Here is a 16,581-nt window from a genome sequence, read left to right as displayed (position 1 = left end):
AAAAGGAGATTGGTTCATGTCAGATCGCGTCATTCTGGCGTATTCCGGCGGTCTGGACACCTCGGTCGCGATCAGCTGGATCGGCAAGGAGACCGGCCGCGAGGTGGTGGCGGTGGCGATCGACCTCGGCCAGGGCGGCGAGGACATGGAGGTCGTCCGCCAGCGGGCCCTGGACTGCGGCGCGGTCGAGGCCGTCGTCGTCGACGCCCGCGACGAGTTCGCCGAGGGATTCTGCCTGCCCACCATCATGAACAACGCGCTGTACATGGACCGCTACCCGCTGGTGTCGGCCATCAGCCGGCCGCTGATCGCCAAGCACCTGGTGGCTGCCGCCCGCGAACACGGCGGCAGCATCGTCGCGCACGGCTGCACCGGCAAGGGCAACGATCAGGTCCGGTTCGAGGTCGGATTCGCTTCGCTGGCACCGGATTTGGAGGTGCTGGCGCCGGTCCGCGACTACGCGTGGACGCGGGAGAAGGCGATCGCGTTCGCCGAGGAGAACGCCATCCCGATCAACGTCACCAAACGTTCGCCGTTCTCCATCGACCAGAACGTATGGGGCCGTGCGGTGGAAACCGGTTTCCTGGAACACCTTTGGAACGCGCCCACCAAGGACATCTACTCCTACACCGAAGACCCGACCATCAACTGGAACACGCCCGACGAAGTGATCGTCGGGTTCGAGCGCGGCGTTCCGGTGTCCATCGACGGCAAACCGGTGTCCGTGCTGGCTGCCATCGAGGAACTCAACCGCCGCGCGGGCTGCCAGGGGGTGGGGCGCCTGGACGTGGTCGAGGACCGGCTGGTGGGCATCAAGAGCCGCGAGATCTACGAGGCGCCCGGGGCGATGGTGCTGATCACCGCCCACACCGAGCTCGAGCACGTCACGCTGGAGCGCGAACTGGGCCGCTTCAAGCGCCACACCGACCAGCGCTGGGCCGAGCTCGTCTACGACGGCCTCTGGTACTCGCCGCTGAAAACCGCGCTGGAAGCCTTCGTCGCGAAGACCCAGGAGCACGTCACCGGCGAGATCCGAATGGTGTTGCACGGCGGCCACATCGCCGTCAACGGCAGGCGCAGCGCGCAGTCGCTCTACGACTTCAATCTGGCCACTTACGACGAGGGCGACAGCTTCGACCAGTCGGCCGCCAAGGGCTTCGTCTACGTGCACGGGCTGTCGTCCAAGATCGCGTCCCGCCGGGACCTGGCTGCCGACGAAGCGTGAGCACGCGCGAGGGCTCGTTGTGGGGCGGGCGGTTCGCCGACGGCCCGTCGGACGCGCTGGCCGCCCTGAGCAAGTCCACCCACTTCGACTGGGTCCTGGCCCCCTACGACATCGTCGCCTCGCGGGCCCACACCGTGATCCTGTTTCACGCGGGACTGCTCGATGAGGAGCAGCGTGACGGGCTGCTGGCCGGCCTGGACAGCCTCGCCGAGGACGTGGCCGATGGCAGCTTCACCCCGCTGGTGACCGACGAGGACGTGCATGCCGCGCTGGAGCGCGGGCTGATCGACCGGGTCGGCCCCGACCTGGGCGGCCGGCTGCGGGCCGGGCGGTCGCGCAACGACCAGGTGGCCACCCTGTTCCGGATGTGGCTGCGCGACGCGGTGCGCCGAGTGGCCGACGGGGCGCTGGAGGTGGTGGCCGCGCTGGCCGGCCAGGCCGCCGAGCACCCGACGGCGATCATGCCGGGCAAGACGCATCTGCAGTCCGCGCAGCCGGTCCTGCTGGCCCACCACCTGCTCGCACACGCGCACCCGCTGCTGCGCGACGTCGACCGCATCGTCGACTTCGACCGGCGCGCCGCGGTGTCCCCGTACGGCTCGGGGGCGCTGGCCGGCTCGTCGCTGGGGCTGGACCCGGACGCCATCGCCGCCAAGCTGGGTTTCGCGGAGGCCGCCGACAACTCCATCGACGCGACCGCTGCCCGGGATTTCGCCGCCGAGGCCGCCTTCATCTTCGCGATGATCGCCGTCGACCTGTCGCGGCTGGCCGAGGACATCATCCTGTGGAGTTCGACGGAGTTCGGCTACGTCAGGCTGCACGACTCGTGGTCCACCGGCAGCTCGATCATGCCGCAGAAGAAGAACCCGGACATCGCCGAGCTGGCCCGCGGCAAGTCCGGGCGGCTGATCGGCAACCTGGCCGGGCTGCTGGCGACCCTGAAGGCCCAGCCGCTGGCGTATAACCGCGACCTGCAGGAGGACAAGGAGCCGGTGTTCGACTCGGTCGCCCAGCTGGAGCTGGTGCTGCCGGCGATGGCCGGCCTGGTGGCCAGCCTGACGTTCGACGTCGAGCGGATGGCGGCCCTGGCTCCGGCCGGCTACACGCTGGCCACCGACATCGCCGAATGGCTGGTGCGCCGGGGAGTGCCGTTCCGGGCTGCGCACGAGGCCGCCGGGGCCGCCGTGCGGGCGGCCGAGGGCCGCTCGGTCGGGCTCGACGAGCTGACCGACGACGAGCTGGCCGCGATCAGCCCCGAGCTGACGCCGCAGGTCCGTGAGGTGTTGACGATCGAGGGGTCGGTGGCGTCGCGCGACCGGCGGGGCGGCACCGCGCCGGTCCGGGTCGCCGAGCAGCTCGAAGCCGTCCTCGCCGAGTCCGAGGAGCTCAAATCGCGGCTCGGCGGCAGGGAATGAGAGGACTTTGGTTTCTGTGCCGGGCGATGGCATCCCGACTAAACTGCCCGCAGAAAGTGATCCGGGTGAACATTTCGGGGCTGATCTTCGTCGTCAAGGGGTGGGAGCAATGAGCGTCGTCGCGGGCGTATCCGGCGCCTTGCCGCCGTATCGCTACTCCCAGCGCGAGCTCACCGACTTCTTCGTCAGCATCCCGGAGTTCGAGGGCTACGAGGACATCGTCCGGCAGTTGCACGCCAGCTCGAAGGTCAACAGCCGGCACCTGGTGTTGCCGCTGGAGCGTTATCCCTCCCTGACCGACTTCGGCCTGGCCAACCGGATCTTCATCGAAAACGCGGTCAACCTGGGCTGCGAGGCCCTCTCGGGCGCGCTCGACGAGGCCGGCCTGCGGCCGCAGGACCTGGACGTGCTGATCACCACGACGGTCACCGGCCTGGCCGTGCCCTCCCTGGACGCCCGGATCGCCGGGCGGCTGGGGCTGCGCGAGGACGTGCGCCGGGTGCCGCTGTTCGGCCTGGGCTGTGTTGCCGGCGCCGCGGGCGTGGCCCGGCTCAACGACTACCTGCGGGGGGCGCCCGACGCCGCCGCGGCCCTGATCTCGGTCGAGCTCTGCTCGCTCACTTACCCGGGCTACAAGCCGTCGCTGCCGGGGCTGGTCGGCAGCGCGCTGTTCGCCGACGGGGCCGGTTCCGTGGTCGCCGTCGGCGAGCGCCGCGCCGAACGGATGGGCGCCGGCGGGCCCGCCATCCTCGATTCGCGCAGCACGCTCTATCCCGATTCGCTGCGGACCATGGGCTACGACGTCGGCGCCGCCGGATTCGAGCTCGTGCTGGCCAAGGACCTGGCCCAAGTGGTCGAGGAGCACATCGAGCGGGACGTCACGGGGTTCCTCGGTGCGCACGGGCTGACGACGAGCGACATCGGGGCGTGGGTGAGCCATCCCGGCGGTCCGAAGATCATCGATGCGATCAACGCGAGCCTGAGCCTGCCGCCGGATGCGCTGGAACTGACGTGGCGCTCGCTGGGTGAGATCGGCAATCTCTCGTCCGCGTCCGTGCTGCACGTGTTGCGGGACACCCGGGCCAAGCCGCCACCCAGCGGCAGCCCCGGCTTGATGATCGCGATGGGTCCCGGATTCTGTTCCGAACTCGTATTGTTGCGCTGGCACTGAGCTAAGGCATCGCCTCTTGCACCCCGTAATTTCTCGCCCAGGCCGTGTCCCGTGAGCAGCAACCCCGAGGATCTCGTCAGGGCCCTCCGCGCATCGCTGAAGGAAAACGAGCGCCTGAAGCGCGAGGCCCGCGAATACCTCGCCGCGGCAACCGAACCCGTGGCGGTGGTCGGTATGGGTTGCCGGTATCCCGGGGGAGTGGATTCCCCGGAGGCCCTGTGGCAGATGGTGGTTGAGGGCCGCGACGTGGTCTCCGATTTCCCCGCGGACCGCGGCTGGAACCTGTCCGGGCTGTTCGATCCCGACCCCGACGCGGTGGGGAAGTCCTACGCCCGGTCGGGCGGCTTCCTGGCCGATGTGGCCGACTTCGACGCCGCGTTCTTCGGCATCGCACCCAGCGAGGCGCTGGCGATGGACCCGCAGCAACGTTTGTTGCTGGAGGTGTCCTGGGAGGCGTTGGAGCGGGCCGGGATTGACCCCGCCGACCTGCGGGGCTCGGCGACGGGTGTGTTCGCGGGAATCTTTCACGGTTCGTACGGCGGCCAGGGGCGGGTGCCGGGACACCTGGAGCGCTACGGGCTACGCGGGTCGACGCTGAGCGTGGCCTCGGGCCGGGTGGCCTACGCGCTGGGTTTGGAGGGTCCGGCCGTGTCGGTCGACACGGCCTGTTCGTCGTCGCTGGTGGCCATGCATCTGGCGGCCCGGTCGCTGCGCGCCGGCGAATGTGACCTGGCGCTGGCCGGCGGCGTGACGGTGATGGCGACGCCGGCGATGTTCATCGAGTTCAGCCGGCAGCGGGCGCTGGCCTCCGACGGGCGGTGCAAGGCCTACGCGGGCGCCGCCGACGGGACGGGTTTCTCCGAAGGCGTCGGCGTGCTGGTGCTGGAAAGGCTTTCCGACGCGCGTCGTCTGGGGCATCCGGTGCTGGCGCTGCTGCGCGGGTCCGCGGTCAATCAGGACGGCGCCTCGAACGGGCTGGCGACACCCAACGGGCCGTCGCAGCAGCGGGTTATCCGCGCCGCGCTGGCCGATGCGCGGCTGCGCACGGCCGACGTGGATCTGGTCGAGGGGCATGGCACGGGTACCACCCTCGGGGATCCGATTGAGGCGCAAGCGGTTCTGGCGACGTATGGGCAGGACCGGCCGGCGGACCGGCCGCTGTGGCTGGGGTCGATCAAGTCCAACATGGGCCACACCTCGGCGGCCGCGGGCGCCGGCGGCGTGATCAAGATGGTGCAGGCGCTCCGGCACGGCGTCATGCCCAAGACGCTGCACGTGGATGTGCCCACGCCGCATGTGGATTGGTCGGCGGGCGCGGTGTCGCTGCTGACCGAGGCGCGGGAGTGGCCGGCGCAGGACCGGCCGCGCCGCGCGGGGGTGTCGTCGTTCGGGATCAGCGGCACCAACGCTCACGTCATCGTGGAGCAGCCGCCGCTGGAGCCCGAAAGCCCCGCGCCCGCGGGCGATGACGCGCCGGCGCCGTGGGTGCTGTCGGCCCGATCGGCCGACGCCCTGGCCAACCAGGCGTCCCGGCTCCTGGCGCGGGTGAACGACGACCCGGGTCTGCGGGCGGTCGACGTCGCGTGGTCGCTGGTCTCGACGCGGTCGCTGTTCGAACACCGGGCCGTGCTGGTTGGCGCGGACCGCGAGCGCCTGCTGGCGGAGCTGGCCGGGGTGGCCGCCGGCGCGCCGGGCGCGGGCGCGGTGGTGGGCCGGGCGCAACCGGTGGGTAAGACGGTGTTCGTGTTTCCCGGGCAGGGCTCGCAATGGCTCGGCATGGGCGCCGAATTGCTGGACAGTTCGGCGGTTTTCGCCGAACACCTGCAGCGCTGCGAGAAGGCGCTCGCCGAACACGTGGAGTGGTCGTTGGTCGACGTCCTCCGCGGGGCGCCGGGTGCGCCCGGGTTGGACCGGGTGGACGTGGTGCAGCCGGTGTTGTGGGCGGTGATGGTGTCGCTGGCCGAGTTGTGGCGTTCGGTGGGCGTGGTCCCCGATGCGGTGATCGGTCACTCGCAGGGCGAGATCGCGGCGGCCTACGTGGCGGGCGGGCTTTCGCTGGAGGACGCCGCCAGGGTGGTGGCGCTGCGGAGCCGGCTGCTGGTGGGATTGTCGGGTGCGGGCGGCATGGTGTCGCTTGCCTGCGGCGCGGCCCGCGCCGAGGAATTGATCGCCGAATGGGGCGATCGGCTGAATATCGCTGCGGTCAACGGTGTTTCCGCGGTGGTGGTGTCCGGCGAGGTGGATGCGCTCGACGAAGTGATGCGGCACTGCGAGGCCGGCGGCGTGCGCGCCCGCAGGATCGACGTCGACTACGCCTCCCACTCCCGGCACGTCGACGCGATCCGCGCGGAGCTGGCCGAGGCGCTGGCCGGCATCGCGCCGCGGACGTCCCCGGTTGCCCTGTTCTCCACCGTGACCGGTGACCCGCTGGACACCGCGGGCCTGGACGCCGACTACTGGTACCGAAGCATCCGGCAACCGGTCCAGTTCGAACGGGCGGTGCGCAATGCGTGCGGCGCCGGGTATGGCGTGTTCGTCGAATGCAGCCCGCACCCCGTGCTGCTCGCCGCCGTCGAAGAGACGGTGGCCGATTGCGGCGGCGACGCGTTCGTGGTCCCGTCGCTGGGCCGCGATGACGGTTCGCTACAACGATTTTGGCTCTCGGCGGGCCAGGCCCACGTGGCCGGAGTGCCGGTCGACTGGCGGGCCGCCATAGCCGGCCTCGGCGGACGGCGCGTGGACTTGCCGACGTACGGGTTTGTGCGGCAGCGATTTTGGCTACCGGGAGGATCGACGGGTTCGGGCGACGTGGCCACCCTCGGGCTGGCCGGGGCGCGGCACGCCCTGCTGGGCGCGGTGGTGCAGCGGCCCGATTCCGGCGGGGTGGTCCTGACGGGCCGGCTGTCGACGGCCGCGCAGCCGTGGCTGGCCGACCACGCGGTCGGCGGCACGGTGTTGTTCCCCGGTGCGGGATTCGTGGAACTGGCCATCCGCGCCGGTGACGAGGTCGGATGTGCGGCGCTCGAGGAGCTGACGTTGTCGGCCCCGCTGGTGCTGGCGGCGGCGGACGGCGTGCAGGTGCAGGTGGTGGTCGGCGCCGCGGCCGGATCGGGACAGCGCGAGTTATCGGTGTATTCGGCCGGCGCCCAGTCGGACTGGGTGCTGCACGCCCAGGGCCTGGTGCGGCCAGCGGCGGTGCCACCGGCCGGGGATCTGTCGATGTGGCCGCCGGTGGGGGCGACACCGGTGGACGTGGCCGACGCGTACGCGCGGCTCGCGGAGCGGGGCTATGAGTATGGCCGGGCCTTCCGCGGCCTGCGGGCGATGTGGCGTCGGGGCGAGGAGATCTTCGCCGACGTCGCGCTGCCGGACGACGCCGGCGCGCAAGACGGTGGCTTCGGCATCCACCCGGTGTTGTTGGACGCCGCGCTGCACGCGCTAGGCGTCGCCGCGGGACAGGGCCAGACCGTGTTGCCGTTCTCCTGGCAAGGGGTGTCGTTGCACGCGGCGGGCGCATCGCGGGCGCGGGTCCGGCTGGCGCCCACCGGCGCCGGGGCGGTGTCGGTGGAATTGGCCGACGGCGGCGGGCTGCCGGTGTTGTCGGTGCGCTCGTTGGCGATGCGCCCCGTCTCGGCCGGGCAGCTGTCGCTCGCGGCCGCGCCCACCGAAGGGTTGTTCGAGGTGGCGTGGTCACCGATACCGTTGACCGGCAACGACATCGATCACGAAGCTACGCTGTGGGAGCCGGGCGCCCACGGCGACGATGTGGTGCGGTCGGTGCACGCGGCCACCACCGAGGCTTTGGGCGAGCTGCAATCCTGGTTGCGCGACGAGGGATCCGGGACGCTGGCGGTGCAGACCCGCGGGGCGGTCGCGCTCGCCGGTGAGGACGTCGCGGACCTGGCCGGTGCGGCGGTGTGGGGGCTGGTGCGATCCGCCCAGGCCGAGCATCCGGGCCGGGTGGTGCTCATCGACTCCGACGGATCGCTGGACGCCCGCGCGGTGATCGGCTGCGGCGAAACGCAATTGGCGGTCCGCGCCGGTGTGGCCTACGCCGCCCGGATGCGGCCGGCGCGACGGGCAGCGGTGCTGCGGCTGCCGTCGGGGGGCTGGCGGCTGGACGCCGGCGGCGGGGGCACGCTGGAGGACCTGGTGGTCAGCCCGTGCCCGCCGGTGGAACTGGAGGCCGGGCACGTCCGGGTGGCCGTGGCCGCGGTCGGGGTGAACTTCCGGGATGTGTTGGTGGCCTTGGGCATGTATCCCGGCGGTGGTCAGTTGGGGGCCGAGGGCGCGGGCGTGGTCGTCGAGGTCGGGCCCGGCGTGACGGGCCTGACGGTCGGCGATGCGGTGATGGGGCTGCTGGGGGTGGTCGGTTCCGAGGCGGTGGTGGATCAGCGGTTGGTCACCCGGGTACCGGAAGGCTGGTCGCTGGTCACGGCCGCGGGAGTGCCCGTGGTGTTCCTCACCGCGCTCTACGGGTTGTCGGTATTGGCCGGGCTGCGCGCCGGTGAGCGTGTGCTGGTGCACGCCGCCACCGGCGGGGTGGGCATGGCCGCGGTCCAGCTCGCGCGGCACTGGGGCGCCGAGGTCTTCGCCACCGCGAGCCGCGGCAAGTGGGACACCTTGCGCGCGATGGGATTCGACGAGGACCACATCGGCGATTCGCGGACGCTGGACTTCGAGGAGAAGTTCTCGTCGGCTACCGGCGGGGCCGGGGTCGACGTGGTGCTCAATTCCCTGGCCGGAGAGTTCACCGACGCGTCGCTGCGGCTGCTGGCCCCCGGTGGGCGGTTCATCGAGATGGGCAAGACCGACGTCCGCGATCCGGACGTCATCGCCGAACGATATCGGGGCGCGCGGTATTGCGCCTTCGATCTGTTGGAAGCCGGCGCCGACCGCACCGCGGCGATGCTGACGCAGATCGTCGGGCTGCTGCGGGACGGCGCCTTGACGCCCCTGCCGCTCAAGACCTTTGATGTGCGATGCGCCTCGGCCGCGTACCGGTTCGTCAGCCAGGCCCGCCACATCGGCAAGGTCGCGCTGACCATCCCGTCGGGGCCCGGGGCGGTGCTGAGCGGGTGCGGCGGGCTGGCCGGCGGCAGCGTGGTGATCACCGGTGGCACCGGCATGGCCGGCTCGGCGCTGGGCCATCACCTCGTCGACCGCTATCGCGTCGCCCATGTGGTTCTCGCCAGCCGCGCCGGCGCTGAGGCCGCGGGGGTGGCGGATGTGGTAGATCGCCTGCAGGAGGCCGGGGCCGAGGTGTCGGTGGTGGCGTGCGACGTCTCCGACCGCGACGCGGTCGCGGCGATGCTGGCGCAGATACCGGCGCAGTATCCGCTGCGCGGTGTGGTGCACGCGGCCGGCATCCTCGACGACGGGTTGGTCTTGTCACTGACGCCCGACCGGGTGGACGCGGTGCTGAGGGCCAAGGTCGACGGGGCCTGGCACCTGCACGAGCTGACCCGGGAGCTGGATTTGTCCGCGTTCGTGGTGTTTTCGTCGATGGCCGGCATCGTCGGCACCCCGGGCCAGGCCAATTACGCGGCGGCCAACAGTTTCCTCGACGGGCTGGTCGCGTACCGGCGGTCGCACGGGCTTCCGGGCCTGTCGCTGGCGTGGGGTCTGTGGGAGCAGGCCTCGGCGATGACGGCCCACCTCGGGGAGCGCGACAAGGCCCGAATGAGCAGGCTCGGCATCGCGCCGCTGTCCACCGAGCAGGCGCTGGAGTCGTTCGATGCCGCCATGCTGGTCGATGCCCCGGTGCTGATGGCCGCCCGGGTGGATCGGGTTGCCTTGTCCGACAACGCAGCCGCGCTGCCCCCGCTGCTGAGCGAGCTGGCCGCTCGCACCACCCGGCGCGTCATCGACGACGCCGATACCACCGCCCTGATGACCGGTCTCGCCGCGCGGCTGCACGGCCTGGCCCCGGACGCGCGCCACCGTGAGCTGACCGACCTGGTCTGCGGCAACGCGGCGACGGTGCTGGGGCTGCCCAACCCCGCCGACATCAACCCCGCCCGCGCATTCGGTGACCTGGGCTTCGATTCGCTGACCGCCGTCGAACTGCGCAACCGGCTGAAAACGGCCACCGGGCTGACGCTTTCGCCCACGCTGATCTTCGACTATCCGACGCCGGTGGTGCTGGCCGGGCACCTGGACACCCAACTGGCCGGCACGGGGGCGAGCGACCAGCCGGACCTGATGGCCCGCTTCACCGACATCACCCGGGAATTGCAGGCGCTACTGAGCCAACCCGACTGGGCTGCGGGCGACAAATCGGCGCTGCGGGCCCGCCTGCACAACCTGCTCGCCGCCCTGGGCCCCGCCGACCACCCCGCCCCGGACGGCCTCGACGCCGACCTCGATGCCGCCAGCGAAAGCGAACTCTTTGCCATCCTCGACGAAGAACTCGGCCACTGAGACCACGATGCCGGATACCTCGCAGCACGTCGACTACCTGAAGCGCCTGACGGCGGATCTCAGGCGGGCCCGGCGACGCGTCTCGGAGCTGGAAGGCCGGCTGTCCGAACCGATCGCGGTGGTGGGCATGGCGTGCCGCTACGCGGGTGGGGTCGATTCGCCGGAGACCCTGTGGGACATGGTCAATGAGGGCCGCGACGCCGTGTCGGACTTCCCGGCGGACCGCGGCTGGGATGTCGAGGGGCTGTACGACCCGGACCCCGACGCGGCCGGCAAGATGTACACCCGCCAAGGCAGCTTCCTGCGCGATGCGGCGGACTTCGACGCCGGATTCTTCGGGGTCGGGCCCAGCGAGGCCCTGGCGATGGATCCCCAGCAGCGGCTGATGCTGGAGATCTCGTGGGAAGCGTTGGAGCGGGGGGGTATTGACCCGCTGGGGCTGCGCGGCTCGGCGACCGGGGTTTTCGCCGGTGTCATCCACGCCGGCTACGGCGGCGAGGTCAAGGGCGAACTGGAGGGCTACGGGCTGACCGGCTCCACCCTGAGCGTGGCCTCGGGCCGGGTGTCCTACGTGTTGGGCCTGGAAGGCCCCGCGGTGTCAGTGGATACGGCGTGTTCGTCGTCGTTGGTGGCCATGCATCTGGCGGCGCAGTCGCTGCGTTCCGGGGAGTGCGACCTCGCGCTGGCCGGTGGTGTGACCGTGATGGCCACGCCCGCCGCGTTCGTCGAGTTCAGCCGGCAGCGGGCACTGGCCCCGGACGGCCGGTGCAAGGTGTACGCCGGCGCCGCGGACGGGACGTCGTGGTCGGAAGGCGCGGGGGTCCTGGTGCTGGAGCGGCTGGCCGACGCGCGGCGACTGGGCCATCCGGTGGTCGCGGTGCTGCGCGGTTCCGCGGTGAACCAGGACGGCGCCTCCAACGGGCTGACCGCGCCCAACGGGCCGTCGCAGCAGCGGGTGATCCGTGCCGCGCTGGCCAACGCCGGGTTGACCGCGGCGGACGTCGACGTGGTCGAGGGCCACGGCACGGGAACGGTTTTGGGCGACCCCATCGAGGCCCAGGCCCTGCTGGCGACGTACGGGCAGGACCGGCCGGCGGACCGGCCGCTCTGGCTGGGATCGATCAAATCCAACATCGGTCACACGTCGGCCGCGGCGGGAGTGGCCGGAGTGATCAAGATGGTGCAGGCGATGCGGCACGGGGTGATGCCCAAGACGCTGCACGTGGACGTGCCGTCGCCGCACGTGGATTGGTCGGCGGGCGCGGTGTCGGTGTTGACCGAACCCCAGCCCTGGCCATGCGATCCGGCGCGGGACGGGCAGCGCCGCGCGGGGGTGTCGTCGTTCGGGATCAGCGGGACGAATGCCCACGTCATCGTCGAGCAGCCGCCGGCGGAGCCGGAACATCCTGCGCCGCAAGGTGATCGCTGCGATGCGGTGATCCCGTGGGTGGTATCGGCCCGGTCGGCCGACGCGCTGACCGCCCAGGCGGAGCGGCTGCTGGCGCACCTCGAGGCCGAGGCGGAGCTGCGTGCCGTGGACGTGGGCTGGTCGCTGGCCACCACCCGGGCGGCTCTCGAGCACCGCGCGGTGGTGGTGGGGAGCGATCGTGACACCCTGACGGCCGGGCTGGCCGGGGTGGCTTCCGGGGAACCGGGCCCGGGCGTGGTCGTCGGGCGCAGCCGCCCGGTCGGCAAGCGTGCGTTCGTGTTTCCCGGTCAGGGGTCGCAGCGGCTCGGGATGGGACGGGAACTGTATCAGCGCTTTCCGGTGTTCGCCGGGGCCTTCGACGAGGCCGTCGCGGCGGTGGATACCCATGCGCGGTTGCCGCTGCGCGAGGTGATGTGGGGCACCGACCCGGAGTTGCTGGAGAGCACCGAGTTTGCGCAGCCGGCGCTGTTCGTGCTCGAGGTCGCCCTGGCGGCGCTGTGGCAGTCCTGGGGTGTGACGCCCGATGTGGTGATCGGCCATTCGGTGGGGGAGATCGCCGCGGCCTGTGTGGCCGGGGTGCTGTCACTGGCCGACGCCGCGCGGGTGGTGGCGGCCCGTGGGCGGCTGATGGCGGCGCTGCCGGCGGGCGGGGTCATGGTCGCGGTGACGGCGAACGAGGCCGAGGTCGCACCGTTGCTGAACGACAACGTGAGCGTCGCGGCGGTCAACGGCCCCGACGCGGTCGTGCTGTCGGGCGAGCGGGCCGCCGTGACGGCCGCGGCAGATCGGCTGGCCGACTGCGGGAGGCGGGTGCGGCAGCTGGCCGTCTCGCACGCGTTCCACTCGCCGCTGATGGAGCCCATGATCGAGGAGTTCTCCGCAATGCTGGCCGGGGTGTCACCCGGTGCGCCGCGAATCGACTTGATTTCCAACGTGACCGGGCAGTTGGCCGGACCCGGATACGGGTCCGCCGGCTACTGGGTCGAGCACGTGCGCCGGCCGGTGCGGTTCGTCGACGGGGTGCGGTCGGCCGAATCGCTGGGTGCCGGAGCGTTCCTCGAAGTGGGGCCCGGCGCGGCGTTGACCGCCGCGGTGGAACAGTCCCTGGCGACCGAGCCGGCCGTTTCGGCGGTGTCGATGGCCAAGGACCGCCCCGAAGTCGAGTCGCTGCTGCTGGCGGCCGGGCGGCTGTTCGCGTCCGGCGCCGACGTGGACTGGGCCGCGGTCTTCGACGGCCTGGACGCGCGCCGGGTCGGCCTGCCGACGTATGCCTTTCAGCGGCGCAGGTTTTGGCTGCCGACCGAGTCGGTGGGCGCGCGGGACACCGCCGGCCTGGGTCTGGCCGCGGCCGGGCATGCGCTGTTGGGCGCCGTGGTCGAACGCCCCGATTCGGGCGGGGTGGTGCTCACGGGCCGGCTGTCGACGGCGGCCCAGCCGTGGCTGGCCGATCACGCGGTGACCGGCACGGTGTTGTTCCCGGGTGCCGGGTTTGTGGAGCTGATGCTGCGGGCCGGCGACGAGGTCGGCTGTCCGGTGATCGAGGAGCTGACGCTGTCGGCCCCGTTGGCGCTGCCGAGCAGCGGCGCGGTGCGCGTGCAGGTGGTGGTGGACGCCGCCGGCGAGGACGGATCCCGGGCGGCCGCGGTGTACTCGCAGGCCGGCCTGGACTGGACGCTGCATGCCCAGGGGGTGTTGGGCGAAGGCTCGCCGTCGCCGGACGCGGATCTCTCGGTGTGGCCGCCGGTCGGTGCCACGGCGGTCGATGTGGCCGGCGCCTACGACGATTTGGCGGCGCGCGGCTATGGGTATGGCCCGGCCTTCCGGGGGCTGCGCAAGGTGTGGCGCCGGGGTGACGAGACCTTCGCGGAGGTCGAGGCCCCGCAGCACGCCGGTGTGACGGTGGGCGGCTTCGGAATTCATCCGGTGGTGCTGGACGCGGCCCTGCACGCACTGGGGGTGGCCGACGAGCGGGCCGAGACCGTCCTGCCGTTCTCCTGGCAAGGGGTCTGTCTGCACGCGGCCGGGGCGTCGCGGGTCCGGGTTCGGCTGGCGCCGGTGGGCAAGGGCGCCGTGTCGGTCGAGGTGGCCGACTCGTCGGGTTTGCCCGTGCTGTCGGTCCGCGAGGTGGTGACGCGTCCGGTCTCGGCCGCGCAGCTGTCGGCGGCCGCCGCGGCGCGCGCCGGTGGCGGCGAACTGCTGGAGGCGGTGTGGTCCCCGGTTGCGTTGTCGGACAACGGTATCGACGTGTCCCCCGAGGTGTGGCAGCCGCCGGCGAGCGGCCCGGGCGTGGTCGGATCGGTCTACGCCGCCACGCATGAGGCGTTGGGCGTGTTGCAGTCCCGGGGTGACGGGTCCGGGCCGTTGGTGGTGCTGACCAGCGGGGCGGTGGCGCTGCCCGGTGAGGACGTGTCGGACCTGGCCGGTGCGGCGGTGTGGGGGCTGGTGCGGTCGGCGCAGGCCGAGCATCCCGGCCGGGCGGTTTTGGTCGACTCCGACGGCTCCCTCGACCTCCGGTCCGTAATCGGCTGCGGTGAACCGCAATTGATCGTGCGGGAGGGCGTCGCCTACGGTGCCCGGCTGAAGCCGGTCAAGGCGCACCCGGTGTTGCGGTTGCCCGAAGCGCCGTCGGTCTGGCGGCTGGCCGCCGGTGACGCCGGGACGCTGGAGGACCTGGCGGTGGTATCCGGGCCGGCGGCGGAACTGGCCGCCGGTCAGGTGCGGGTGGCGGTGGCCGCGGCCGGGGTGAACTTCCGCGACGTGCTGGTGGCCCTGGGCATGTATCCGGGTCTCGCGCAGTTGGGCGCCGAAGGCGCCGGACTGGTGACCGAGATCGGCCCCGGCGTCACCGATTTGGCCGTCGGGGACGCGGTCATGGGCATCCTGGGCCTGACGGGGTCGGAGGCGGCCGTCGATCGGCGGCTGGTGACCCGGGTGCCGCCGGGCTGGTCGTTCGCCGCGGCGGCGGGTGTGCCGGTGGTGTTCCTGACGGCGTATTACGGGCTGTCGGACCTCGGCGGCCTGCGGGCCGGCGAGCGGGTACTGGTGCACGCCGCCACCGGCGGGGTGGGCATGGCTGCGGTGCAGCTGGCCCGGCATTGGGGCGCCGAGGTCTTCGCGACGGCCAGCCGCGGAAAGTGGGACACCCTGCGCGCCATGGGCTTCGACGACGACCACATCGCGGATTCGCGAACCCTGGACTTCGAGGAAAAGTTCTCCGCCGCGACGGGCGGCGCCGGCATGGACGTCGTGCTCAACTCGCTGGCCGGTGACTTCACCGACGCCTCGCTGCGGTTGCTGAGTCCCGGCGGGCGCTTCATCGAGATGGGCAAGACCGACCTGCGTGACCCGGGCGCGATCGCCCAAACCTACCGTGCGTTCGATCTGATGGAGGCGGGCCCGGACCGCATCGCGGAGATGTCGGCGGAATTGGTGCGGCTGTTCGCGGCCGGAGCTTTGAAGCCATTGCCCGTCAAGGCCTTCGATGTGCGTTGCGCCGCGGACGCTTACCGGTTTGTCAGCCAGGCCCGCCACATCGGCAAGGTCGTGCTCACCATGCCCGACGGGCCGGCCGGGCTGTCCGGCGGCACCGCATTGATCACCGGTGGGACCGGCATGGCCGGCTCGGCGGTGGCCCGGCATCTGGTCGAGCGCTATCGCGTGCCACACGTCATGTTGGTCAGCCGCGGCGGTGAGCAGGCGGATGGCGTGCCCGCGTTGGTCGCCGAGCTGCGCGAGGCCGGGGCCGAGGTGTGCGTGCTGGCCTGCGATGTCGGTGACCGCGACGCCCTGGCGTGGTTGCTGGCGCAGGTGCCGGCTCGTTTCCCGCTGCGCGGCGTGTTCCATGCCGCCGGGGTGCTCGACGACGCGGTGATCGCGTCGCTGACGCCGGAGCGCATCGACACGGTGCTGCGGTCCAAGGTCGACGGGGCGTGGCACCTGCACGAGCTGACCCGGGAGCTGGATCTGTCGGCGTTCGTGATGTTTTCGTCGATGGCGGGGATCGTGGGCGCCCCGGGCCAGGGCAACTACGCGGCCGCCAACAGCTTCCTCGACGCCCTGGCGGCGTTCCGCCACGCCCACCGCCTGCCCGGCTTGTCGATCGCCTGGGGGATGTGGGAACAGGAGTCGGCCATGACCCGCAACCTCGGCGACCGCGACAAGGCACGGATGGGCCGCGCCGGGCTGGCCCCGCTGTCCACGCGCCAGGCGCTCGACCTGCTCGACGCCGCGCTGCCGGCCGAACCGCCCGTCGTCGTGGCCACCCGCCTCGATACCGTCGCGCTGGCGCACGGCGGCGCCTCGCTACCGCCACTGTTGAGCCAGCTGGCCACCCGGCCGGCGCGGCGGGTCCTCGACCCGACCGACATGGTGTCGCTGACGGGCCTGCGGGCGCGGCTGGAAGGCCTGGCCCCCGAGCAGCGGCGGCGCGAGCTGGTGGAGCTGGTCTGCGGCAACGCCGCCACGGTGTTGGGCCACAGCACCGCGGACGTCAACGGCGAGCAGGCCTTTCAAGACCTCGGCTTCGACTCGCTGACCGCGGTGGAGCTGCGGAACAGGCTCAAAATCGCGACCGGACTGACCCTTTCGCCCACGCTGATCTTCGATTACCCCACCCCGGCGGCCCTGGCCGAGCACCTCGACGCCCAGCTGACCACCGGGGCAAGCGGCGAGCCGCCCGACCGCATGGCCCGCTTCAACGACGTGGCCCGCGAATTGCAGGCACTGCTCGGCCAATCCGGCTGGAGCCCCGGCGACAGGGCGCAGCTCGTCACCCGGCTGGAAGGCCTGCTGAACAGCCTGACCGGCCCGGCGGAAGTCCCCTACCCGGAGCATCCCGACGACCCGTTCGACGACGACATCGCCACCGCCACCGAAAGCCAGCTCTTCGCCATCCTCGACGAAGAGATGGGCCCCTAGC

The 16,581-nt window shown here is 71.9% G+C and carries 5 protein-coding genes; all 5 read left to right on the top strand.

Annotated features, from left to right (window positions below):
- The first annotated feature begins 16 nt into the window (after positions 1–16).
- Positions 17–1,225 (top strand): argininosuccinate synthase, encoded by a 1,209-nt coding sequence (locus tag H7J89_RS01210; protein ID WP_067210198.1) that lies wholly within the window; start codon positions 17–19, stop codon positions 1,223–1,225.
- The gene (gene argH, locus H7J89_RS01205; protein ID WP_264035746.1) at positions 1,222–2,640 is read left to right on the top strand and encodes an argininosuccinate lyase; all 1,419 of its coding nucleotides are present in this window, start codon (positions 1,222–1,224) and stop codon (positions 2,638–2,640) included. The genes H7J89_RS01210 and argH overlap by 4 nt, the downstream gene beginning before the upstream one ends.
- Before the next feature lie 109 nt (positions 2,641–2,749).
- The gene (locus H7J89_RS01200; RefSeq protein ID WP_264035745.1) at positions 2,750–3,811 is read left to right on the top strand and encodes a type III polyketide synthase; all 1,062 of its coding nucleotides are present in this window, start codon (positions 2,750–2,752) and stop codon (positions 3,809–3,811) included.
- A 51-nt stretch (positions 3,812–3,862) separates the two neighbouring features.
- Positions 3,863–10,234, top strand: a complete 6,372-nt coding sequence (locus H7J89_RS01195) for a type I polyketide synthase (RefSeq protein ID WP_264035744.1) — start codon at positions 3,863–3,865, stop codon at positions 10,232–10,234.
- Between the two features lie 7 nt (positions 10,235–10,241).
- The gene (locus H7J89_RS01190) at positions 10,242–16,580 is read left to right on the top strand and encodes a type I polyketide synthase (RefSeq protein ID WP_264035743.1); all 6,339 of its coding nucleotides are present in this window, start codon (positions 10,242–10,244) and stop codon (positions 16,578–16,580) included.
- The last annotated feature ends 1 nt before the right edge of the window (position 16,581 follow it).

Source organism: Mycobacterium paraffinicum (assembly GCF_025822865.1).
GTDB lineage: Bacteria > Actinomycetota > Actinomycetes > Mycobacteriales > Mycobacteriaceae > Mycobacterium > Mycobacterium paraffinicum.
Note: the sequence above shows the minus strand (reverse complement) of the source record. Positions and strands in the feature narration are given on the sequence as shown.

Excerpts from the sequence above, each read along its gene's own strand:
- H7J89_RS01200 (WP_264035745.1), top strand. The coding sequence starts at position 2,750 with ATGAGCGTCGTCGCGGGCGTATCCGGCGCCTTGCCGCCGTATCGCTAC.
- H7J89_RS01190 (WP_264035743.1), top strand. The coding sequence starts at position 10,242 with ATGCCGGATACCTCGCAGCACGTCGACTACCTGAAGCGCCTGACGGCG.
- H7J89_RS01210 (WP_067210198.1), top strand. The coding sequence starts at position 17 with ATGTCAGATCGCGTCATTCTGGCGTATTCCGGCGGTCTGGACACCTCG.